This window comes from Thermocoleostomius sinensis A174, assembly GCF_026802175.1.
GTDB classification, from domain to species: Bacteria; Cyanobacteriota; Cyanobacteriia; order Elainellales; family Elainellaceae; genus Thermocoleostomius; species Thermocoleostomius sinensis.
In genome coordinates this window covers 882,592-905,431 of the sequence record NZ_CP113797.1, presented here as the reverse complement: position 1 = coordinate 905,431, position 22,840 = coordinate 882,592, and the positions used below count along the sequence as shown (strand labels likewise).

Annotated in this window: 14 protein-coding genes; 9 read left to right on the top strand and 5 right to left on the bottom strand. The window is 48.9% G+C overall.

Translation table 11 applies throughout. The features are described 5' to 3' along the window. Nucleotides 1-53: 53 nt before the first annotated feature. A complete protein-coding gene (locus OXH18_RS03895) occupies nucleotides 54-746 on the bottom strand; it encodes a CADD family putative folate metabolism protein (protein ID WP_268611108.1) in 693 nt (230 codons plus the stop codon). A 145-nt stretch (nucleotides 747-891) separates the two neighbouring features. Next, nucleotides 892-2,655, bottom strand: coding sequence for a lysozyme (locus OXH18_RS03890; RefSeq protein WP_268611107.1), 1,764 nt, complete (start codon nucleotides 2,653-2,655; stop codon nucleotides 892-894). 397 nt (nucleotides 2,656-3,052) lie between these two features. On the opposite strand from OXH18_RS03890, the gene OXH18_RS03885 reads away from it, so the two are divergent. Next, nucleotides 3,053-3,394: a hypothetical protein gene (locus OXH18_RS03885; RefSeq protein WP_268611106.1), complete on the top strand. Its 342-nt coding sequence runs from the start codon at nucleotides 3,053-3,055 to the stop codon at nucleotides 3,392-3,394. 324 nt (nucleotides 3,395-3,718) lie between these two features. Here the strand turns inward: OXH18_RS03885 and OXH18_RS03880 are convergent, their stop codons facing one another. The 3 genes from OXH18_RS03880 to OXH18_RS03870 all read right to left on the bottom strand — a co-directional run bounded on the left by OXH18_RS03880 (nucleotide 3,719) and on the right by OXH18_RS03870 (nucleotide 7,876). Next, nucleotides 3,719-4,291, bottom strand: coding sequence for a hypothetical protein (locus OXH18_RS03880; RefSeq protein ID WP_268611105.1), 573 nt, complete (start codon nucleotides 4,289-4,291; stop codon nucleotides 3,719-3,721). Nucleotides 4,292-4,459: 168 nt separating this feature from the next. Continuing rightward, entirely contained in the window at nucleotides 4,460-5,986 is a 1,527-nt protein-coding gene (locus tag OXH18_RS03875; protein ID WP_268611104.1) for a YifB family Mg chelatase-like AAA ATPase, read from the bottom strand. 159 nt (nucleotides 5,987-6,145) lie between these two features. Beyond that, nucleotides 6,146-7,876 carry an LIC_10190 family membrane protein gene (locus tag OXH18_RS03870; RefSeq protein WP_268611103.1) on the bottom strand — a complete coding sequence of 577 codons (1,731 nt, stop codon included), beginning with the start codon at nucleotides 7,874-7,876 and terminating at the stop codon, nucleotides 6,146-6,148. A gap of 852 nt (nucleotides 7,877-8,728) precedes the next feature. On the opposite strand from OXH18_RS03870, the gene OXH18_RS03865 reads away from it, so the two are divergent. The 8 genes from OXH18_RS03865 to OXH18_RS03830 all read left to right on the top strand — a co-directional run bounded on the left by OXH18_RS03865 (nucleotide 8,729) and on the right by OXH18_RS03830 (nucleotide 22,833). Then, nucleotides 8,729-9,760, top strand: coding sequence for a glycosyltransferase family 2 protein (locus OXH18_RS03865; RefSeq protein WP_268611102.1), 1,032 nt, complete (start codon nucleotides 8,729-8,731; stop codon nucleotides 9,758-9,760). A 107-nt stretch (nucleotides 9,761-9,867) separates the two neighbouring features. Further along, nucleotides 9,868-11,370 (top strand): NAD(P)/FAD-dependent oxidoreductase, encoded by a 1,503-nt coding sequence (locus OXH18_RS03860; RefSeq protein WP_268611101.1) that lies wholly within the window; start codon nucleotides 9,868-9,870, stop codon nucleotides 11,368-11,370. An 88-nt stretch (nucleotides 11,371-11,458) separates the two neighbouring features. Continuing rightward, nucleotides 11,459-12,439 carry a glycosyltransferase gene (locus OXH18_RS03855; RefSeq protein ID WP_268611099.1) on the top strand — a complete coding sequence of 327 codons (981 nt, stop codon included), beginning with the start codon at nucleotides 11,459-11,461 and terminating at the stop codon, nucleotides 12,437-12,439. A gap of 147 nt (nucleotides 12,440-12,586) precedes the next feature. Further along, nucleotides 12,587-13,519, top strand: coding sequence for a glycosyltransferase (locus OXH18_RS03850; RefSeq protein ID WP_268611098.1), 933 nt, complete (start codon nucleotides 12,587-12,589; stop codon nucleotides 13,517-13,519). 102 nt (nucleotides 13,520-13,621) lie between these two features. Continuing rightward, nucleotides 13,622-14,857, top strand: a complete 1,236-nt coding sequence (locus OXH18_RS03845) for a glycosyltransferase (RefSeq protein ID WP_268611097.1) — start codon at nucleotides 13,622-13,624, stop codon at nucleotides 14,855-14,857. A gap of 86 nt (nucleotides 14,858-14,943) precedes the next feature. Then, nucleotides 14,944-15,984 (top strand): glycosyltransferase family 2 protein, encoded by a 1,041-nt coding sequence (locus OXH18_RS03840; RefSeq protein ID WP_268611096.1) that lies wholly within the window; start codon nucleotides 14,944-14,946, stop codon nucleotides 15,982-15,984. Between the two features lie 118 nt (nucleotides 15,985-16,102). Beyond that, nucleotides 16,103-17,044, top strand: coding sequence for a glycosyltransferase (locus OXH18_RS03835; RefSeq protein WP_268611095.1), 942 nt, complete (start codon nucleotides 16,103-16,105; stop codon nucleotides 17,042-17,044). Nucleotides 17,045-17,298: 254 nt separating this feature from the next. Beyond that, on the top strand, nucleotides 17,299-22,833 hold the full coding sequence (locus OXH18_RS03830) for a HAMP domain-containing protein (RefSeq protein WP_268611094.1): 5,535 nt from the start codon (nucleotides 17,299-17,301) through the stop codon (nucleotides 22,831-22,833). The last annotated feature ends 7 nt before the right edge of the window (nucleotides 22,834-22,840 follow it).

The following is a 22,840-nucleotide window of genomic DNA, read 5'->3' as shown; positions in this document are numbered from 1 at the left end:
CCGCTTTAACTCCTTGAATTAAGCCATCAGGGCAACTCGAAAACCGCTCCTCTCTAAACAGCTATTGCCTCCGCCTTGACATCTTGACAGTAGGTTTCATAGATGCCATCTAAGAACGACCACAGCGCATCCACCGCCGCTTGAGCGACTGCCGCTGCTTCTGCCTGTTGAGCCTCGGTCGTGGCATGAGCTTCAATGAGTTGCACTGTTGCTTCCGTGTGGTAGACATCCGCTTCTTGGTGCACCGTGAAAAACTCGTAATCGGTCGGATTACTCATGCCATAGAACTGCTGCAAGCCCTCAATCTTTACCTTCGCTACTTCAGGAACTTGAGACTCATAAGCATAGAGAGCCGCTAACCCGGCATAGAACGGCGAGTTTAAACACCGATCGCGAAAGGTTTCAATCAAATTAGCTGTGGTATCCAGCAGTGGTCCCGTCTCCAGTTCTGCCTCGGTTGCACCCAGCGCCAAGGCAAAATTGCGCCATAGGGCTGGATGATTCTTCTCACCTCGTTCTTCTCCAATCAAGTTTTCCAGCAGTTCTTGCCGCACCGCCAAATGAGGCGTGTTGTAGTGAATGGCACTGATGTAGGTCGGAAATGCCAACACATGATGGAAATATTGCTTGGCATATTCTTTGAGGTGATCGCGATCGAGCTTGCCCTCCGTCCACGCCACATAAAACGGATGAGTGAGCAAATGCTTCTGGGCGACGATCGCTTCTAGGGTTTGGCGAAGAGACATAGCAAAGCTCCTAAACGTGAGAAATCAGTAAGCAAATTATCCCAGAAAATATAAAATCAGCCCAGAAAAAGGATAAATGCCTCCACACCTCAGTCAGCCATTTTCCCAAGCCTACCCCTCCTTATTCCCTATTCCCCATTCCCCATTAAAGAAACACAGTGTAGTCCTGTCCCAGAAACAAGGCACGTTCGGCTCGTCTGCGGCGGGTTAAACCAGGCAATTCAGCACCACCCGCCCGATTCCAACGCAAAAGCTGGTCAGCCGCGCCCGAATAATCTCGTTGATTTAACAAACGCAACAGGGTTGAACTGGCCAGTGCTCCTTCGCCCACGTTGTAAGTAAACGACACCAGCGCCGAAAATTGATTGTCGTTGACCGGCACATTGACCAAATCGGCAACCGCATTTTCAAATCGTGCCAAATCTCGCCGCAATAAGGATTCTGCTTCTGCCTCAGTAATTACCATGCCGGGGCGAACGCCTGTGGTTGTGCCATAGCCGATCGTCCAAACCCCCACCGGATCTTGATAAGCTTCTAGCCGCAGCCCTTCAAACGATTTCAGCAGCCGCAACCCGTCTGCGTTAATTTGGCGTCTTCCGGTAGGCGAAGGCGTGGGGGAATCGATCGGTCTGCCATTTTGAAGTAATTGAATTGCCGGGCGATAGACAAACCAGGTATTGCGGCCCTTAAACTGCACCTGATTGCCCTGTGTGTCAACTCCTAATGTAATTCTCAAATGATTATCTGGAGCCGATTGAAAGGCTGCCAGCGGCAGGACAGTTCCCGCATTAATCAACTGCTTTTGGTCATCGGATAATGCCGTGCTTTGAGCCGTACTTTGCTTCAGCCACGTATCGATCGTGGCTCGGAACGAGTAGGGTGATTGCATTGGGACGGGGCTAGGGCTGGGGATGGGATTTGGGGTGGGGCGGGGAGTAGGCGGTGGATTGGTTGGGCCCAGAATGACTCGGCCATCGCGCAAAACCTGCACAACAGGACGATAAACATACCAAGTGTTGCGCTCCTTAAATTGCAGTTGTTCCCCCTGATTATTGCGTCCTAGGGTGATTCTTAGGTGATTGTTTGCGGCTGTAGCATAGCTGGCGATCGGCAAGATCGTGCTGCCACTGATAAACTGACGTTGTGCATCTGGCAAGCTTGATCCTTGAGCGGTGCTTTGTTTCAGCCAGGTATCTGAAAGCAGCCTCACGCTGTAGGATGCAGTTAGGGCAGGCGTTGGGGTTGGTCTTGGTGTTGGCAGCGGCGGATTGGCAATTCCCACAATTACCTGTCCGTTTCTCAAAAGCTGCACCGCTAGACGATAGACGTACCAGGTGTTGCGGCCCTTGAAGGAAATTTGGTTTCCCTGCGCATCTAATCCAAAGGCCACCCGCAAGTGATCATTCTCGACTTGCTGAAAACTGGAAACTGGAAGCACCGTCCCTGCTCTGATAAATTGTCGTTGATCATCTGGCAGCGTTGCGCCCTGGGCTGTACTTTGCTTCAACCACGTATCTTCAACGATTTTCAGGGTATAGGTAGAGACGATCGACCCAGACGGAGATGACGGTGAAAAGGTCATACTTGCCAGTTGCTCCTGTGACACAATTTGCCCATCTTTCCAGAGTTGCACAGTCGGCCAATTCACATACCACGTGTCTAACCCCTGATTTTGGACATCCCTTTCAGTTTTATCGGTATTAAAGGTGATCTTGATGTGATCGTCCTCAACCAACTGGACGTTGCTGACAGAATAGACAGTTCCAGTTCTAACAAATTGCTTTTGTGAATCAGTTAAGCGATCGCTGTGAACAGGTGTTTGTTTCAGCCACGTATCTTCAACAATCTGGAGCGTATATTCAGCTAGCCGATCGGATTGCAGGATAACAGAGGTTAGAACTTGGGACATGGTTAAATAGTGCCTATTCAGTGGCGTCTGGTTGATTCTTCAATATCCGGCTAGTGGATGGGTACTAGCAGTATGCCCACTGGCTCAAAATTCTTTAACAAACCATGTTCCAGTTCTTATTCGTGTTGTCTTCATTCAAGGCATCTGACTCGGTGGTGCGTTTTGCTGACGCTAACAGCACCTTCCGCGGCTAATGGCTTATGTTATCCTACCCCCAACCCCCAATTGCCAATCTCTAACGAAACCAACATGTAGGTGAATAAGCAATCCTGCTATCAGTGCTATGCGGAATTGGCAACCGTTACGTAGATGTTTAAAGGTAGCCCCCTTCAGTATTTGGTGTTAGGCAACTATTCTTTTTTCATTCTTTTTCATTTTTTAGCAACCCTATTAACTCATGGCTCGCCGTTATTTTTGCCCCTGGTTTCTACTGACGTTGCTGGTTGTGTGGCTAGCTCCCATTGCGACCTTGAGCCTTTCTGCTTCAGCGACTCCCTGTACAACCGCTCGGTCGTGTTCGACCAACAATGAGGAAAACTATCTAGAACCGAATTCAAGCAACACACCAGCCCATGCGATCGAGGTTGAATCTGTTGCTCAATGGCAGGATGAACCTAACTTTGAGCAGCCTACTCCATCGAGAGCGATTGATATTGGGCAAACCACCCGATTATTGACTCGTTTGAAACTGTGGCTAGATCGCTATGACCAGTTTTTTCCAGAAGAAGCCGCGCCCTAAGGACTTGCTACTACGATTAACCTGCAAGAAATCCCTAGAAGCAAAAAAATTTATATTGTCCTGCGGATTGTCCTGCGGATTGTCCTGTGGACATGCTAAACTAAATCCAGAAAGGCTGAAGGGTCTAGGGAGAAACGCTTCCGCTGGTAGGTAAACTCCCGCTGGCGCACATTGCCAGAGCGGCTAACAGTCCATCACCCAAAAATTGAGGTGATGCCAGTGCTAACACCAACATCACCGTCAACGACGCTAACGAAACAGAACACAATTTAACTTAGTAATCGTATGTCATCCTATCGAGCCAGCTTGCACCGCTGGCTTTTTTCATTGTAAGGGTTTAGAGACTCTCCAGGCTACCTCTCCTCGCGATCGATAGCCCGCTTTGGTGAACATAAAGCCTGCTTCCGAGAACCGATCGCCATAGTGTCGCAGTTCAGATTCGGGTAACTCTAGTAAATACGCCACTTCTGACGATCGTAACAACCAACCGTTACGAGCCGCCCGTTCCAGGGTTTCAAAATAGGCAAACCGATCGCGCTCTGCTGGAGGTGGCTGAAATTTGGCGGCAATCTCCGAAGCAATCATCGCTACTAAGCGGATAATGTCCGGTTGATTCACATTGAGTCCAGAGGACAGTCCAGAGGACAATTCGGATTTGTCTTCGGCTTTTTCAAGCCCCCTCATCTCCAAAAATTCTGCCGTTTGTCCGCCACTTTGCAGATAGCGGTGCAAATCGTCCAATAGCTGTAATTGCTCACTATTGATGTAAGCCCGATTGCCGACTTTTTCCGGCTCAATGTTTAGCGCGTTCAGTCTGGTATAAATCGCACTACGCGCTACTTTATATCGATCTGCTAATTGATTGACAGGTAGCCGATTGATCTCCCCGTTGCCCATTGTTGTCCTGTTATCCTCTGGACTGTCCTCAGGATATCTCCTATTTTCCAACAAACCTCCCGAAGATGGAAGCAAACAGCGCAATTTGCTGGTCAAGATTGCATAACAGTCTTTGAGGTCAGGTTCTACCTGTCCACCCATCTGCTCCAAATCTACCCCTAGACGCCATTACTGCACGCGATCGATCGTGCGATACTGGATCGCCTCGGCTACATGCGGCATTTGAATAGTGTCCTGTTCAGCCAGATCGGCAATGGTGCGCGACACTTTCAGAATGCGATCGGTGGCGCGGGCAGAAAGCCCCAGTTTGCGGATTGCCCCTTCCAGCAAATTGCGGGTGGCGTCGTCCAGTTGACACCACTGGCGAATATGGCGACTTTGCATTTCGGCATTACAGTGTAGCGAATCCGTTTGAAGTCGATCGTGCGCCCGTTGTCGAGCAGCTTCCACTCGTTGTCGAACTGTTAGGGAATCTTCACCCCCAGTCGATTGTGTGATTTCCTCCGGTTTCAAGCGACTGACAATAATATGTAGATCGATACGATCCATCAATGGACCCGACAGCTTGGCCCAATACTGCTCTCGGCTGCGGGGGGTACAGGTACAGGGCTGTACCAAATCGCCAAAGTAACCACAGGGACACGGGTTTGTGCTGGCAACAAGGGTAAACTTGGCTGGAAAGGAAACCGACTGGCGGGTACGAGAAATAGTGACGTGTCCGTCTTCGAGGGGCTGGCGCAGAAATTCCAGCACGTCTCGCTTAAACTCTGTGAGTTCATCTAAAAACAAGATTCCTCGATGAGCTAAAGAAATTTCGCCTGGTTTAGGAAAACTTCCTCCACCTACCAACGACGGCCCAGAGGCAGAATGGTGTGGACTGCGAAAGGGTCGATCGCCCATTAACGATCCCTTATCCTTTAACAAACCCGCGACTGAGTGAATTTGAGTTACTTCCAACGCCTCCTCGAACGTCAGCGGTGGCAAAATCCCCGGTAGTCTGCGGGCCAGCATGGTTTTACCGCTGCCAGGCGGGCCGACAAAGATCAAGTTATGCCCACCAGCGGCGGCAATTTCGAGGGCGCGACGGGCATAGCTTTGGCCCTTCACATCTTTGAGGTCTAAACTGGGGAAGCGCGATCGATGCAGTTCTTCTACTCCGTTAACTTGGATGGGTTGATAGCGGTTGGGATTGTTCAAAAAATCAGCCACTTCTAACAGATGCGGAAAACCATAGACAGCCAAGCCTTGAACAACAGCGGCTTCGCCAGCGTTATCTGCCGGAACAATCAAACTCTTGATACCAAGCCGTTGGGCTGTTGCGGCAATGGCTAACACCCCTGCAACTGGTCGCAGTCCACCATCTAGCGAAACTTCACCAAGAAACAGATAGTCTTCTAGTGGTTGCGTGTTGACTTGTTCAGAAGCAGCAAGAATACCAATAGCAATGGGAAGATCGAAGCTGGGACCCTCTTTGCGCAGATCGGCTGGGGTTAGGTTAATGACAATTTTCCGCATTGGCACAGCATAGCCCGCATTTTTCAAAGCAGCTTTCACTCGTTCGCGGCTTTCTTGCACGGCCGTATCAGGCAAACCCACCACCACAATGCCGGGTAAGCCGCCTGCAATATCAATCTCCACCCCTACTTTGACGGCCTCAATGCCAATCAACGAAGCACTCCAAATTTTAGCCAGCATGTTGCTTTGACAGCCGCTCCAGCACGTTTCCGTAGTTTCTGTAGCTAGAGTGCCCAAGAATACTGTCTCAGCTATCAAAACAAATGAACGACGGCAATGGAGGACAACGGGAGGGTAATTCACCCCTGGTCAGCGCCAGATTGTCTTTCACTACTTTCACTAATAGTCTTCAACGCGAATAGTTTGGTCACGCACGAATCCACTGGATACACCCCGATCGGGATTTCGCAATCGCACATCCGGATCAATAATGAAGCCGCATGGTAACGGAATATCCCAACAAACTTCGCCTGTAACTTCAGGAGAGAAATAGGTAATGTCATTGACTTGTTTGGTAACGAAAGCCGTAGTTCTCATTGGCGGCGGTAGAAACACGTGAGCGATTGGATTTCGTTGCAAAAAAATGGTGAGTACCACAGCTATGACCGCTAAGGCTATACTGACGATGATTTGATGAGGAATCCCTAGCAGCCTGGATAGGTAAGAGGAAGAAACGGAGGGAGGAACGAAAAAGTATTGAAGAGCCACACCAGATTCATCGCCAGACAATGCAGCGCGAGGAAAGATGCGTTCATACCAAATTAGCAAGACTAGGGATGGCAAAACCAGCAAGTAGGGAAGGGCAAAGCGAAGAAACGGAGCCGTTGCCATCAAAAAACTAAATCCCAGAGTTCCAGTTGCTAGCACCCAATATTTACCACGAACGGAGCTTTCAAGCAGTGGTTTTAGAGAGACGACGATCGCAGTCGCTGACAGCAGCGACAGTAGAACGATGCCCAAGTTGCTACGCTCTGACTGTAGCCAACTTCTCAATAGCCAGAGCCACGGGTTCTCGTTGTCTGGAGGAGAGCCAAACCACGTTGTCCAACCGTGGGTTCCTCGTTCTACTTCAGTAATTTTTTCTAGAGAGGGCAACCAGGGTAAGTCGAAACAGAGAACCGACGACGGATAGAGTGGACAGCCAGACATTTTAATTCCCGCTAGGAGCATCGGAGCCAGCAAGAGACCCGCCACGACCCCTCCAACTCCAAGCTGCCGACCCGATCGAAAATTGCGCGTCAAGTAGTAAAGGCTACCAATGACCAACAGCGGGAAGGTAGTGAGTTTAATGGTCATAGCCCCCACTGATAGAATCAATGGAATGATCGCCGCATGGTTAGTTCGTCGCCTCGGTGGTTCTGGTTTGATCTCGGCATTGTCTATCACCAAAATCGCCCATGGCACTATGCCAATCAAAAACGCCACGGGCATGTCAGGCGAAGGAGACACCAAAATTTGGGTAAACAACCGAAACAACAAGACAATCGGTAACAACAGCGACAAAAAAATGAGACCAAATCGATCGCTAGCTTGACCACAATTGTCAATCCATTGCAGCAGACAAACGAGCCAGTGCAAAACCGCCAACAACAGCACAAATCCTCCTAGTACAGCCGCCCCTCGTGCGCCCAAAATGGCTGGATTGAGTGGAGCCGAGAGAGCAAACCAAGCGGAAACAAACCCCAAGTTGTTGAAGATCAGCGCTACGCCTGTGACGCTGCCATACTGAGCCAACCACTGAATCGCACTGTAGTGATACAGTCCTGTGTCCAACCAAGTGACAGGACGAGTAAGCAAGGCTGCCAAGGAGAGAACAACGGCACTGTAGCCTAGTAAAATAACTCCTTTGAGTTGCTGAAATTGACCCAATAATTCTAGACGAGCAGATGGAGACATTAAGGCTAGGCTGCATAGAACACTGGCAACAAGAACGCCGATCGGCAACGAAAGCGGAGCCAGCAATGACACCGCCAGCAAAGTAACAGCCAGTACAATGACGCCAAGCCACTGAGAGATTATGAGCCGATCGCCGACACGGACAAACGCATTGCTCCGGCTCCAGTGTCGCAATCCTGTTCCTATGACCCCACAAACAAGTAATAGAAGAGTCCAGATAGTGGCGAAATACAACATAGACGCATGGAGCTACAAAGGCATCAAGTTTAAACGCACCAAGTTCACCCAAATCAGAGAAGTCTGGTGGTCAGACCTTAGTGTCATGCCATTTGGCAGGCAAAACTTCGGTGTACATACCGGTTACTGGCAAATGTATCGAATGGTAGCAAAGCGTTGACCAGAGCCGAAAGGGTTGCAGTTCGCTTCGACTTCGCGTTGCTAGTATAAATGCCCCCAGGGATTTTAGCAGCCTTCCAGACTAACTTTACAGTTTCTTTATAGGACTGAAGTAGTGTAAGCAACAGAAACTTTAGTCATTTAGCGCAGATTTCTATGCCAAAAACCGCAACATCTCATCCTAAATTGATTCAAGCGATCGCAACGATTTGATTCGTTTAATTAGTAGCTTGAATGACGTAGGAGTGAGATTAAAAACTTAGCTGCTCAAACAGTTAAATACCTCAATAAATCAATCTACCGTTAGACAGATATTTGCACCAAATTACTCGGCTGATCTGGGGGTGTAAGTAGAGGCGATCGCTTGCTATGCTTGTCAGCAGCCAAGGGATTGTGACCGGCATCACTAAAGACTGAAATCAGCAAGGTGGTGATTGAGTTTTGACACATATTTGAACAGAAAAATCATGAGAAAAAGATGAGAATTTTCTCATGAATACCAGCTTAGAAAGAGGGCGACTGATTAAATTTCCAGTGAAGTACAAACAGGTTCACTTATTTTTTTCAGGATTTCCCTTTACGATTCATGAAGAATGCAGCGTAAATACTGAAAGGGCTGAGAAGTAACCAATGAGCTTCGGCAAAACTTCACAATTAGGTGTTTCAGTAGTTATACCCGTATACAACGGGGGAGAGAGTTTCCGAAGGTGTTTAACTCAGATCCGTCAGGCTTCACCAGCCCCATTGGAAGTTATTGTCGTAGCCGATGGTGATACCGACGGGTCTGGCTCTCTGGCTGAGCAATTTGGAGCGACTGTGATTCAATTGCCAGTTTCTGGAGGGCCAGCTAAGGCGCGGAATGTGGGTGCCCGCGTGGCAAAAGGAGACATTCTCTTCTTTGTGGATGCCGATGTAGAAATCCGCCCAGAGACGATCGAGCAAGTAGCCTCGGCCTTTGAGCAGGATTTATCGCTAGCCGCTTTGATTGGCTCTTACGACGATGCTCCTGGAGCCGCGAATTTTCTTTCGCAATATCGCAACTTGCTGCATCACTACGTTCATCAAACCGGACAGCGCGACGCTTTTACCTTCTGGGGTGCTTGTGGTGCTATTCGTCGTGAGGTGTTTCTGGCGATTGGTGGGTTTAATGAGCACTATCGGCGACCTTGCATTGAGGATATTGAATTAGGCTATCGGTTACGGAAAGCCGGGCACAAAATTGAACTGCACAAGTCTATTCAGGTAAAACATCTCAAGCGCTGGGATGTTGTTTCCATGCTGCGGGCAGATATTTTCTACCGGGCCCTACCCTGGACAGCCTTGTTATTGCAAGAGCGTCAAATGACTAACGATCTAAACCTACAAGTTTCCAGTCGCGTCAGCGTTCTCTTGTTGTTTAGTGCACTTCTGACCGCGATGGTTGCTTGGTGGTTGCCAATGGCCTTGGCAATTGCCCTGCTGTTGCTTGTGGCGCTAGGTGTGCTTAATTGGCCTGTTTATCAGTTTTTTTATCGAAAGCGGGGGGTGTTATTTGCTCTACAAGTGGTTCCTTGGCACTGGCTTTACTATGGCTATAGCGGTTTGGCGTTTGGCATTGGGTTGATTCGTCACTGGATGCAGTCGATCGGTCTTCATCAACTGCGAGTTCAATCATCTAACTAATCCCTGAATAAATCATCGAGTTGAGTGTAGATCTCACTTTGTTTATTTGAGTTTAACGCTCACAATTTCCTTAACGCTGGTTAGCAGCATTACCTGATACTTAATCTATGCAAAGATTGGGAGGCGCAGTGAAAGATCATTATCCAGTAGTTGTTCTTGGGGCTGGCCCGGCTGGTTTAACCGCTGCCTATGAACTCTTTAAGCAAGGGATGCAGTCGATCGTCCTAGAAAAGGCAGACAAAGTTGGTGGTATTTCCCGCACCGAAGTTTATAAAGGCTATCGATTTGATATTGGTGGACATCGGTTTTTCACCAAGGTGGATGCGGTTCAAAAATTCTGGAAAGAGATTCTAGGCGATGAGTTTATCAAGGTCCCTCGGCTCTCGCGGATCTACTATCAGGGGAAGTTTTATGACTATCCCCTATCGCTGTTCAATACATTGAGGAACTTGGGGATTGCTCAAAGCTTTTTGATTCTGGTGAGTTATCTAGAAGCCAAACTCAAGGCTAGACTAGGGCTAAGACGTGAGCCAGAAAGTTTTGAAGAATGGGTAATTGACTGTTTTGGCGAGCGCCTGTATCGTACTTTTTTCAAGACCTACACTGAAAAAGTATGGGGCATTCCTTGCAGTAAAATTCGCGCCGATTGGGCGGCTCAGCGAATTCAAGGCATGTCGTTAAAGCGGGCAGTCATTAATGCTGTATTTGGTAGCCAAAATGCCAAAAGCTTGATCAAGGAATTCGACTATCCAATCTTGGGACCTGGCATGATGTGGGAACGCTGTCAAGAAATTCTAGACAGCAACGGATCGCCAGTGCACTTGCATACAGAGGTAGTGCGGGTAGAGCGTGATGGAAAGCGCATCACGCGAGTGATTGCTAAACAGGGCGATCGCATGCTTGAGCTAACGGGCGATCAATTCATTTCTAGTTTGCCCGTCACAGCGCTGCTGCGTAAAATGCACCCTGCTCCTCCGGCACCTGTACTAGAAGCGGCGAAAGGTCTCAAGTATCGCGATTTTTTGATTGTGTCGTTGATTATTGACCAAGACAATCTCTTCCCTGATAACTGGATTTACATCCATAGCCCAGAGTTTAAGGTGGGACGGATTCAAAACTTTAAGAATTGGAGTCCGGCGATGGTTCCCGATGAGGGCAAAACTTGTCTAGGAATGGAATATTTCTGTAGCGAAGGGGATGCCACGTGGGAAATGACGGAACCTGAGTTAATCAAACTGGCCAGCCGTGAAGCTGTTGATTTAGGGTTGGTTGATAAGCTCTCTTTAATTCAAGACGGCACAGTGATTCGGCAGCATAAAGCCTATCCTGTATATGACGGTGAGTATCGCAAGCACTTGAAGGTGATTCAAGAGTACCTGGAAACCTTCGAGAACTTGCAAACGGTGGGACGCAACGGAATGCACCGATACAATAACCAAGATCACTCGATGCTGACAGCGATGTTGGCGGTGAAAAACATTCTGGGCGAAGATCACAACCTCTGGGATGTTAACACCGAACGCTCATATCATGAAGAGTTCACCCGGGACGAGATGAAACCGCAGGAAAGCCCTACCCAAGCGGCACAGTTAGAACCAGCAGCATCCTAAGTGAACACTCTTAAGTTAACACTCTAATGTCTTCGCTAGTTCGTAGTTCATTTTTACTGGATGTTCATACGTTGATGAGGCAAAAACGATGAATAATCCATCTCCAAGTGCCGAGGTGGTTCCTGCCAATACACCATCAGAGCCAACAGTGCCATTCGTTTCTGTCATTATTCCGGTTCTCAATGACGCCAAACGATTACGGCTTTGCCTCCAGGCCCTAGCTCAGCAAACTTATCCAGCCTCCTACTATGAAATTATTGTGGTAGACAATGGCTCGGACGCGGTAGAGGATACGGCCGCGGTGGTCGCTGACTTTAGGCAAACATTTGAACGATCGATCGCCGCCTACGAAAGCTATCCCAGTTCTTTTGCGGCTCGCAACAAGGGCATTACGCTGGCAACTGGTGAGGTGATTGCCTTTACCGATGCAGACTGTGTACCTGCGCCCGATTGGCTAGAAGCAGGAGTTCATACTCTCCTCAGGGTGCCCAACTGTGGATTAGTAGGCGGTCGAGTGGAAATTTTCTTTCGTCAGCCCGATCGTGCCACGGCGGTTGAGTTATATGAAAGTATCACTGCCTTTCCGCAACAGGAACTCATAGAGCGTCACCAGTACGCGGCCACCGCCAATGTTTTTACCTTCAAGCGGGTGCTGGAACAAGTGGGCGGATTTGAAGCCGATTTAAAGTCGAGCGGAGATATTGAATGGGGTCAGCGCGTCGCCGCCCATGGCTATCAACTAGCGTATGCTGACGATGCCCAGGTATCCCATCCGGCACGGTACTCTTGGAGCCAATTGTTTAAGCGAACGGTGCGCTTGGCAGGAGGACTATATGACCTCTATCAACGACAGGGTGACTCGGCGATCGATCGCAATCGCGTCTATGCTAAGCAGTTACTCGAGAACCTAGTGCCTCCGGTGAACTTTGTGCGACGCATATTTTTCCATTCTCCACTGCCAGGATGGAAGCAAAAGCTGCAAGTATCTGCTGTGATGGTGTTTGTGCGCTATGTCAGCGCGGGTGAACTGATCCGCTTGAAACTGGGCGGTACGTCCATGCGGGATTAGGGGTTGGGAGTTTGGCAATTGGGAGCAAGCGTTCCATAGGAGTCGGAGAGAAATGGTTCGTTGGAGGATTCGCTCTCGGTGAGCGGTTGAATCAAGAAAAGCAGGAATCATTATGCATCAGTTTGTATTGATTGAAGGAGAGGAAGCATGGAGCCGACTCTGGAGCCAATGCAGCCGTTTGTGTCGGTAGTGATTCCGGTATTCAATGACGCAGATTCCCTACAGCTTTGTTTGCGAGCGCTGGAACAGCAAACCTATCCTCGGGCAAACTATGAGGTGATTGTCGTAGACAATGGCTCCGATCGAGCAGAGGCGGTTCAGGCAGCGGTGGCAGAATGCGGGCAGGCGATCGTGGCTCAGGAAGCGCAACCAGGGTCTTATGCGGCTCGCAACAAAGGGATCTCCCTAGCCAAAGGAGCAATCATTGCCTTCACCGATGCCGATTGCATCCCCGCCCCAGACTGGTTGGAAAGAGGGGTAGCCCATTTGCAAAACCACCCAGATTGCGGGCTGTTGGTAGGGCGCATCAATATCTTTTTTCAAAACCCCGATCGACTGACGCTGGTAGAACAGTATGAAAAGGTCATGGCGTTTCAGCAAAAGGAACATCTGGAACTGTACAACTATGGCTCGACGGCAAATGTGTTTACCTTTAAGCAAGTGATCGATCGCGTCGGAGTCTTTGATGCTTCGCTTAAATCGAATGGAGATTTTGAGTGGGGACGCCGCATTCATGCCCACGGTTACAAGCAACTGTATGCCGATGATGTTTGCATTGACCATCCAGCCCGACATTCATTTGCGCAGCTTTATAAACGCACCGTGCGTTTGGCAGGCGGCATTTATGATGCTCAAATTCAACGATGCGGCACAGCCGTTCAGCGCAATAAGTTGTTTGTGCGCAGCGTGTTGGAAGATTTGGCTACACCGCTGTTATCGGTAGCAGATATCTTTTTTGATCCAAAATTAGACACTTTCGATCAAAAAATCAATATCTATCTCATTAATTCGTTTGTCCGCTATGTGCGAGCGGCTGAAAAGATTCGGCTGAAATTAGGAGGGATATCTACCAGAGGATAAGTTTAGAACCGCTGATTGTCTTACTGCTATTGTGGTTAGCATTACTGTTTGCACGATTTGTCTTATCTTTTAGTTGCGCTGTGTAATTATGGCTGTGTGATTATGAGAGTTGCCTTCATCGTTGGTCATTTTCCTCGCCTATCAGAAACTTTCATCCTCAATCAAATTACAGGATTGATCGATCGTGGGCATGAGGTAGATATCTACGCTGAATATGAAGGCGAAACAGCGAAACTGCACCCCGATGTAGAAAAGTATCAGTTGTTGCAGCGAACCTATTACTTAACACCGATTCCGACTCACGGGTTAGTGCGAGTTCTGAAGGGTGTTCTGTTACTGTTCCAGGGTTATACTCCAAGACGGTGGCTGCGATCGCTCAATGTGTTTCAATATGGACTGTTAGCCGCTTCACTGCGATTGTTTTACAGCATAGCACCGTCTATGACACAGCCTTATGATATTGTTCACTGTCAGTTTGGCACACAAGGATTTCGCGGCCTTTGGTTTCGAGCAGTGAACGCTCCTCAGGCAAAACTGATCACGATGTTTCGAGGGCATGATATTAGTCAATTTGTGAAAGAACGTGGCGAAACAGTGTATCACGAACTGTTCCAACAAGGAGATTTCTTTTTAGCGAACTGCGAATTCTTTCGACAAAAAGCTATTCAGTTAGGTTGTGATCCTGACCGAATTTTGGTGCATTTTTCTGGGCTGGATGTACATAAATTTACCTTTAAGCCCCGCTATCTTCAACCTGCCGAACCGATTCGCCTAGCAACTACAGGGCGGTTAGTAGAAAAAAAAGGAATTGAGTATGTGATTCGAGCGATCGCTCAGCGAATAGAGCAGTATCCCAACTTGGAGTACACCATTATTGGCGACGGGCCGCTGCGGCACTCGTTGGAACATCTGATTCAAGCCCTCAACCTGAGCACCGTTGTGAAACTCGTGGGGTGGAAGAACGAGCAAGAGATCATCGAGATTTTGGATCAAACCCACCTTTTTATTGCCCCCAGCATTACCGCTGATACCGGGGATCAAGATGCACCGATTAATGTCTTGAAAGAAGCGATGGCCATGGGTTTACCAGTGGTCAGTACATATCATGGTGGCATTCCCGAACTGGTCGAAGATGGTGTATCAGGACTGTTGGTTCCAGAACGTGATGTCAATGCCCTAGCTGAAACATTAGGGTATTTAGTGGAGCACCCCGATCGCTGGGCGGCAATGGGGCAGGCGGGGCGCAGGTACGTAGAAACTCATTTTGATTTACAGTCCCTTAACGATCGCCTAGTTTCCATTTACCAACAGGTACTTCAATCTACTTCTAACCAATAGGATTATTCCAATATGAATCAGTGACCTTCAGTTTGAAATCTACTAAAGAACATAGTGAGATCAATCTTTTACAAGGAGTAAGAACGATGAATGAACTATTAGTAACCCTCGTTGTTGTGCCACGCGAACGATTTAGCTGTGCTCAAGCATCCCTCGAAAGTATTTATCAATATACAACGTTGCCGTTTCAATTGGTATACGTTGATGGCAATTCACCTGCGAACGTTCAACACTATTTAAAACAAAAATCCCAAGAAAAAAACTTTCATTTAATTCGTACTGAATATTACCTTTATCCGAACCAGGCACGTAATATTGGTTTGGCACAGGTGAAGACAAAATATTTGGTGTTTGTAGACAATGATGTGATTGTGTCCCCCGGTTGGTTAGAGGCATTAGTACAATGTGCCGAAGAGACTGGTGCCACTGTCGTTGGGCCATTGATGTGTCAAAACGAACCTGTTCATGAAATTGTGCATTTTGCAGGCGGACAATCGCACGTTTGGCAAGATAATACTGGGCGACGACGGATTCGCGAGAAGATGTATAGTCAAGGACAGCAGGTGTCAGCCTTGCGCCAGGATTTAGAGCGTCAACAAACAGAACTGGCAGAATTTCACTGTGTGTTGGTGCGCACTGAGATTTTCGATCGTATTGGACAACTAGATGAACAAATGCTCAACACTAAAGAGCATTTAGACTTTTGTATGACCGTCCGGGAAGCGGGCGGCACAGTCTATTTTGAACCCGCGAGTTTAGTGACCTATGTGCCGGGACCGCCCCTAGAATGGAGCGATTTACACTATTACATGCTGCGCTGGAGTGATGCTTGGACGCTGAGCAGTTTGCAACGCCTCCGCGAAAAATGGAATTTAGCAGAAGATGGTTATTTTCAAGCAAAATACAAAAAACTAGGCTGGCGACGCTATGGCACAATTATTGATCCATTTGTGAAACGCGCAACGTTTGGAATTGGCAGTGGCTTGCTATCACAGGGACTGATGCGCTTAGAGCATCTGCTGAATCGGTATCTGACTGATCGCCACGCTAGGCAAACCCAAAAGTATCGATCGCATGATATCTCTTCTCAGACGACTACCACGTCTTTGATTAGTCATTCAAAATAGTTGTGATGATTGGGTCAGCCATTCACACTTGGGGTTGCCAAGCTGATTCGTTATTTTGGGCGAATGCGGGCATTTGATTCACTATCTATTACCTTTATTGTTTCACTCGCCTTTACCAATGATTTCAGATCACCTGCTTTTCTCTATCGTCATTCCCACGTACAATCGTCCCGATCGCTTAGCCAAGTGTTTAACTGCCATTACTCAGTTAGAGTATCCGCGCGATCGATTTGAAGTTGTGGTCGTAGACGATGGCAGTCATCCTCCGATTCAACCAACAACCGTTCCCTTTCAGGAATCGCTTAATCTCACATTGATTCAACAAGCCAATGCGGGACCCGCTACAGCCCGCAATGTGGGTGCAACTCAGGCCCAAGGGCAATATCTCGTGTTTACCGATGATGACTGTGCCCCGTTGCCAGACTGGTTGCAAGTATTAGAAGCTCATTTTACAAAGTATCCAGACTCGATCGTGGGTGGACGAGCGTTGAATGCACTGCCGCATAACCTTTATTCAACGGCAAGCCAATTGCTGATTGATTACCTATACGACTATTACAATGCTCAGGTTGATCAGGCTCAGTTTTTTGCCTCCAACAATTTTGCCTTGCCTACGCATCTGTTTCATAGCATCGGCAGGTTTGACACGACGTTTCCGCTAGCGGCCGGCGAAGATCGGGAACTGTGCGATCGGTTGTTGCACCACGGCCACACCATGCGCTACGTACCCGCCGCACAGATTCACCATGCCCATGAGTTAACACTGAAGAAATTTTGGCGACAACACGTTAACTATGGACGCGGAGCTTATCATTTTCATCAACTGCGGGCCCAGCGATCGGCTGGCAAAATTCGCGTGGAACCGTGGTCGTTTTACTATCACTTGCTAATCTACCCGTTCTCGCAGCCTACGTCACAATCGCGTTTACTCCTCAGCATACTGTTCATTGTGTCTCAGGTGGCGAACGTCGCAGGATTTTTTTGGGAACAACGCCAGCAAAGGAAGCAATCGTTTAGGAACATGCTAGGGATGATTCATCATTCACAATCGTCAAAATAGAACCAGTTGGTAGACTACAAGGCTGTGGCTATTACAGGACTCTATCTCAAGATAGAGAGCCGCGCTTGATTTATCACTCATATAATGAACTATTTAGGAATCTATCTATAAGTAGAGGGTTATGCTGTGGCATTGTCTAGGCACACCTCTATCGAGTGATGGCGATCGTCTTAAATTTCTTTGCTTAGTTTTAGAGATTCCACTCTCGCACTACACCGATCCCCTGCGTCAACCTATCCTTTGAAGGTTTTCCAATGTCAACCGCTCAAGCCACTCCAGATACCGATAGCCTTGACCTCAAACAACTGCTACGGACGTTGACAGACGTTAAAAAAGGCAATTTCTCAGTCCGAATGCCCAGTGACCAAGTGGGGATTGCAGGCAAGATTGCTGATACGCTCAATGACATCATTGAACGCAATGAACAGATGACAGCGGAGCTAGAGCGCATCAGTACGGTGGTGGGGAAGGAAGGCAAAATCAATGAACGTGCCACGTTGGGCAGCGGTGCGAAGGGATCGTGGCGGGCTTGCATTGACTCAGTGAATATGGTGATCACCGATCTGGTGCAACCGATGACGGAAACCACACGGGTCATTCGGGCAGTTGCCAACGGAGATTTAACGCAAACGATCGCCACCGAAATTGATGGGCGACCCTTACGGGGCGAGTTCCTGCAAACCACTCATATTGTTAACACGATGGTGGATCAGTTAAACTCGTTTGCCTCAGAGGTAACGCGCGTGGCGCGGGAAGTGGGCACTGAAGGCAAGCTGGGAGTACAAGCAGAAGTACCCGGTGTGGCGGGCACTTGGAAAGACCTGACGGATAATGTCAACTCGATGGCGGGCAATCTGACTGGACAGGTGCGCAACATTGCTGAAGTGGCAACGGCGATCGCCAACGGTGACTTGTCCAAGAAAATTACGGTGAACGTGCGCGGCGAAATCCTAGAGTTGAAGAACACCATTAACATCATGGTGGATCAGTTAAACTCGTTTGCCTCAGAGGTAACGCGCGTGGCGCGGGAAGTGGGCACTGAAGGCAAGCTGGGAGTACAAGCAGAAGTACCCGGTGTGGCGGGCACTTGGAAAGACCTGACGGATAATGTCAACTCGATGGCGGGCAATCTGACTGGACAGGTGCGCAACATTGCTGAAGTGGCAACGGCGATCGCCAACGGTGACTTGTCCAAGAAAATTACAGTTCAAGTCAAGGGCGAAATCCTAGAGTTGAAGAACACCATTAACACCATGGTGGATCAACTCAGCGCTTTTGCCTCAGAGGTAACGCGCGTGGCACGGGAAGTGGGGTCGGAAGGCAAGCTGGGCGTGCAGGCAGACGTGCGTGGCGTGGCAGGTACCTGGAAAGACCTCACCGATTCAGTGAACTTTATGGCAGGTAGCTTAACGGCGCAGGTGCGCAACATTGCTACCGTCACGACAGCCGTGGCGAACGGGGATTTATCGAAGAAGATTACTGTAGATGTCAAGGGCGAAATCCTGGAGTTGAAGAACACCATTAACACCATGGTGGATCAGTTGAACTCGTTTGCTTCGGAAGTGACCCGGGTGGCGCGAGAGGTGGGGTCTGAGGGAATTTTGGGGGGGCAAGCCGATGTCAAAGGCGTGGCAGGCACCTGGAAAGACCTCACCGATTCGGTCAACCTCATGGCGGGGAACTTGACAGCCCAAGTCCGGGGCATTGCGGAAGTGACAACCGCTGTAGCGAATGGGGATTTATCGAAGAAAATCACCGTAGATGTCAAGGGCGAAATCCTAGAGTTGAAGAACACCATTAACACCATGGTGGATCAACTCAGCGCTTTTGCCTCAGAGGTAACGCGCGTGGCACGGGAAGTGGGGTCGGAAGGCAAGCTGGGCGTGCAGGCCTATGTGCGTGGCGTAGCAGGAATCTGGAAAGACCTGACGGATAATGTCAACTCGATGGCGGGCAATCTGACTGGACAGGTGCGCAACATTGCTGAAGTGACAAAAGCCGTGGCGAACGGGGATTTATCGAAGAAGATTACTGTAGATGTCAAGGGCGAAATCCTGGAGTTGAAGAACACCATTAACACCATGGTGGATCAGTTGAACTCGTTTGCTTCGGAAGTGACCCGGGTGGCGCGAGAGGTGGGGTCTGAGGGAATTTTGGGGGGGCAAGCCGATGTCAAAGGCGTGGCAGGCACCTGGAAAGACCTCACCGATTCGGTCAACCTCATGGCGGGGAACTTGACAGCCCAAGTCCGGGGCATTGCGGAAGTGACAACCGCTGTAGCGAATGGGGATTTATCGAAGAAAATCACCGTAGATGTCAAGGGCGAAATCCTGGAGTTGAAGAACACCATTAACACCATGGTGGATCAGTTGAACTCGTTTGCTTCGGAAGTGACCCGGGTGGCGCGAGAGGTGGGGTCTGAGGGAATTTTGGGGGGGCAAGCCGATGTCAAAGGCGTGGCAGGCACCTGGAAAGACCTCACCGATTCGGTCAACCTCATGGCGGGGAACTTGACAGCCCAAGTCCGGGGCATTGCCAAAGTGGTGACGGCAGTGGCCAACGGAAATTTGAAACAGAAGCTAATGCTAGAAGCTAAGGGCGAAATTGAAACGCTGGCAGATACGATCAACGAAATGATTGAAACACTGGCAACGTTTGCGGAACAGGTGACGACGGTGGCGCGAGAAGTGGGTATTGAGGGTAAGCTGGGCGGTCAGGCGAAAGTGCCGGGCGCATCTGGAACCTGGCGTGATCTCACTGATAACGTCAATGAACTGGCTGCCAACTTGACGACCCAAGTCCGGGCGATCGCGGAAGTAGCGACGGCTGTTACTAAGGGCGATTTGACTCGATCAATCGCCGTGGAAGCGCAGGGCGAAGTGGCGATCCTCAAGGATAATGTCAACTTAATGATTGCTAACTTGCGGGAAACAACGCAAAAGAATACCGAGCAAGACTGGCTGAAAACGAACCTCGCTAAATTCACTCGTATGTTGCAAGGACAGCGCGATCTTGAAACGGTCTCTCGGTTGATTCTGTCCGAACTTGCTCCCCTTGTATCTGCTCAGCACGGTGTCTTCTACTTGATGGAGAGTAGCGAAGATCATGCTCCTTACCTGAAGTTGCTCAGCACCTATGCCTACCGAGAGCGTAAACATCTGTCCAATCGCTTTCACGTGGGTGAAGGTTTGGTGGGACAATGTGCCCTAGAGAAGGAGCGCATTCTACTAACAGACGTTCCCTCTGACTACATTAAGATCAGTTCTGGACTGGGCGAAGCGACGCCTTTAAATGCGGTTGTGTTGCCGGTGTTGTTTGAAGGGCAGGTGACAGCCGTCATTGAACTGGCTTCGTTTCAGCGCTTCAGCGAAATTCATCTCACCTTCTTTGATCAACTGACTGAAAGTATTGCCATTGTGCTGAATACGATCGCCGCTAGTATGCGCACCGAAGAACTGCTGAAGCAATCCCAGTCATTGGCAGAAGAACTGCAAACTCAACAAAAAGAACTGACCGAAACCAACAAACGCCTAGAGCAGCAAGCGCAAACGCTGAAAGCATCTGAAGAATTATTGAAGAATCAGCAAGAACAATTACAACAAACCAACGAAGAGTTAGAAGAAAAAGCGGAACTATTAGCGATACAAAACCGCGAAGTTGAGCGGAAAAATCGTGAGATTGAATATGCGAAACGATCGCTAGAAGAAAAAGCCGAACAGTTGGCACTGACTTCAAAATATAAGTCGGAATTTTTAGCCAACATGTCACATGAACTGCGAACGCCTTTAAACAGCTTATTGATTTTGGCAAGACTTTTGTCAGAGAACGGCGATCGGAATTTAACTGACAAACAAGTCGAATATGCCCGCACAATTTTTTCGGCTGGAAATGATTTGCTGTTGTTGATCAATGACATTTTAGATCTAGCGAAGATTGAGTCGGGCACGATGTCGATCGATCTAAGTGCGGTGCAGTTCCGCGACTTGCGAGAACAAATGGAGCGCACCTTTAGCCAAATTGCCCACGATAAACACTTGGAGTTTGTGCTTCAGTTTGACCCTAACCTACCACCCACCATCCAAACCGACTCGAAGCGGCTTCAGCAAGTCCTGAAAAACTTGTTGGCGAATGCCTTCAAATTTACCGAACAAGGTCAGGTAACGTTGGATGTGAGCCTTGCCACCCACGGTTGGTCCCGTGATCAAGAAACCTTGAACCAAGCCGATCGCGTCATTGCCTTCAGCGTACAAGATACAGGCATTGGTATCGCCTCAGACAAACAGCAACTTATTTTTGAAGCCTTTCAGCAGGCGGATGGTACCACTAGCCGACGTTTTGGTGGCACTGGCTTGGGATTGTCGATTAGCCGCGAAATTGCACATCTGCTAGGCGGTGAAATTCGTCTGACCAGCGAACTAGGACAGGGCAGTACCTTTACACTGTATTTGCCGCAATCCTATCCACTGACGATACCCTCAAAAGCCCGATCGGAAACCCATCGCGTCTTTCGTCGAGCGTCTGTGGAACCGTCCTCTGCCACTTCTCCTGTGTCTCAACCAATAGATCAGTTCATGCAGAACGAGCTTGCGGATGATCGGGCTGTAATTCAACCTGGCGATCGATCGCTATTAATTATTGAAGATGATCTCAACTTTGCTCGCATTCTGTTGGACTTGGTACGCGAACAAGGCTTCAAGGGGTTGGTGGCGCTGCGGGGCGATGTCGGCTTGGCACTAGCGCAAGAGTTCAAACCCTCTGCCATTGTGTTAGATATTCGCTTACCTGTGATGGATGGTTGGATGGTGCTCGATCGGCTCAAGCACAATCCGACAACTCGCCACATTCCGGTACACATTATGTCGGTGGAAGAAGGGCTTCAGCGCAGCTTACAGCGAGGAGCCATTGCTTATTTACAAAAACCAGTCGGCAATGAAGCCCTCTTGAATGCTCTGAATGCCATCAAACAATTCGTAGAACGTCCAGTCAAAAACCTGTTGATTGTCGAAGACGATGAACTACAACGCCAGAGCTTGATGGAGTTGATTGGTAATGGCGATGTTTCAACACTGGCAGTGGGAACCGGAGCAGACGCCTTGAAGGCACTGCGATCGGAACATTTCGATTGCATGGTCCTGGATTTGGGACTGCCAGATATGAATGGATTTGATCTACTGGAGCAAATCAAACAAGACCCAAACTTGAACTATTTGCCCATTATTGTTTATACCGGCAAAGAACTAACGCCTCAAGAGGAAACCCAGTTGCGGCGCGTATCAGAGAGCATCATTGTCAAAGATGTGCAGTCACCTGAACGTCTCCTCGATGAAACCACGCTGTTTTTACATCGCGTTCAAGCTAACTTACCAGAAGCCAAGCAGTCGCTGCTGGAGCAGTTACAGCAAAATGACCCCGTGTTGGTCGGCAAACGGGTATTGATTGTCGATGATGATGTTCGCAATATCTTTGCCCTCACCAGTATGTTGGAACAGTATCAAATGCAGGTGTTTTATGCTGAAAATGGTCGAGATGGCATTCGCATGTTGCAAAGCACCCCAGGCATTCACTTGGTGCTGATGGATATTATGATGCCAGAAATGGATGGATACGAAACCATGCAGGCAATTCGCCAGATGGAAGCGTTTGCCGAAGTTCCCATCATTGCTCTAACGGCCAAAGCGATGCAGGGCGATCGCGAAAAATGCATTGAAGCAGGAGCGTCCGATTACATCACTAAACCAGTAGACATTGAGCAACTGCTATCGTTGATGCGAGTTTGGTTGTACCGCTAGCGATAAA

Bases quoted from the DNA above. Each gene is read 5' to 3' on its own strand.
- OXH18_RS03850 (WP_268611098.1), top strand. From the start codon at position 12,587: ATGGAGCCGACTCTGGAGCCAATGCAGCCGTTTGTGTCGGTAGTGATT.
- OXH18_RS03840 (WP_268611096.1), top strand. From the start codon at position 14,944: ATGAATGAACTATTAGTAACCCTCGTTGTTGTGCCACGCGAACGATTT.
- OXH18_RS03845 (WP_268611097.1), top strand. From the start codon at position 13,622: ATGAGAGTTGCCTTCATCGTTGGTCATTTTCCTCGCCTATCAGAAACT.
- OXH18_RS03835 (WP_268611095.1), top strand. From the start codon at position 16,103: ATGATTTCAGATCACCTGCTTTTCTCTATCGTCATTCCCACGTACAAT.
- OXH18_RS03885 (WP_268611106.1), top strand. From the start codon at position 3,053: ATGGCTCGCCGTTATTTTTGCCCCTGGTTTCTACTGACGTTGCTGGTT.
- OXH18_RS03860 (WP_268611101.1), top strand. From the start codon at position 9,868: ATGCAAAGATTGGGAGGCGCAGTGAAAGATCATTATCCAGTAGTTGTT.
- OXH18_RS03830 (WP_268611094.1), top strand. From the start codon at position 17,299: ATGTCAACCGCTCAAGCCACTCCAGATACCGATAGCCTTGACCTCAAA.
- OXH18_RS03865 (WP_268611102.1), top strand. From the start codon at position 8,729: ATGAGCTTCGGCAAAACTTCACAATTAGGTGTTTCAGTAGTTATACCC.
- OXH18_RS03875 (WP_268611104.1), bottom strand. From the start codon at position 5,986: ATGCTGGCTAAAATTTGGAGTGCTTCGTTGATTGGCATTGAGGCCGTC.
- OXH18_RS03890 (WP_268611107.1), bottom strand. From the start codon at position 2,655: ATGTCCCAAGTTCTAACCTCTGTTATCCTGCAATCCGATCGGCTAGCT.
- OXH18_RS03880 (WP_268611105.1), bottom strand. From the start codon at position 4,291: ATGGGCAACGGGGAGATCAATCGGCTACCTGTCAATCAATTAGCAGAT.
- OXH18_RS03855 (WP_268611099.1), top strand. From the start codon at position 11,459: ATGAATAATCCATCTCCAAGTGCCGAGGTGGTTCCTGCCAATACACCA.
- OXH18_RS03895 (WP_268611108.1), bottom strand. From the start codon at position 746: ATGTCTCTTCGCCAAACCCTAGAAGCGATCGTCGCCCAGAAGCATTTG.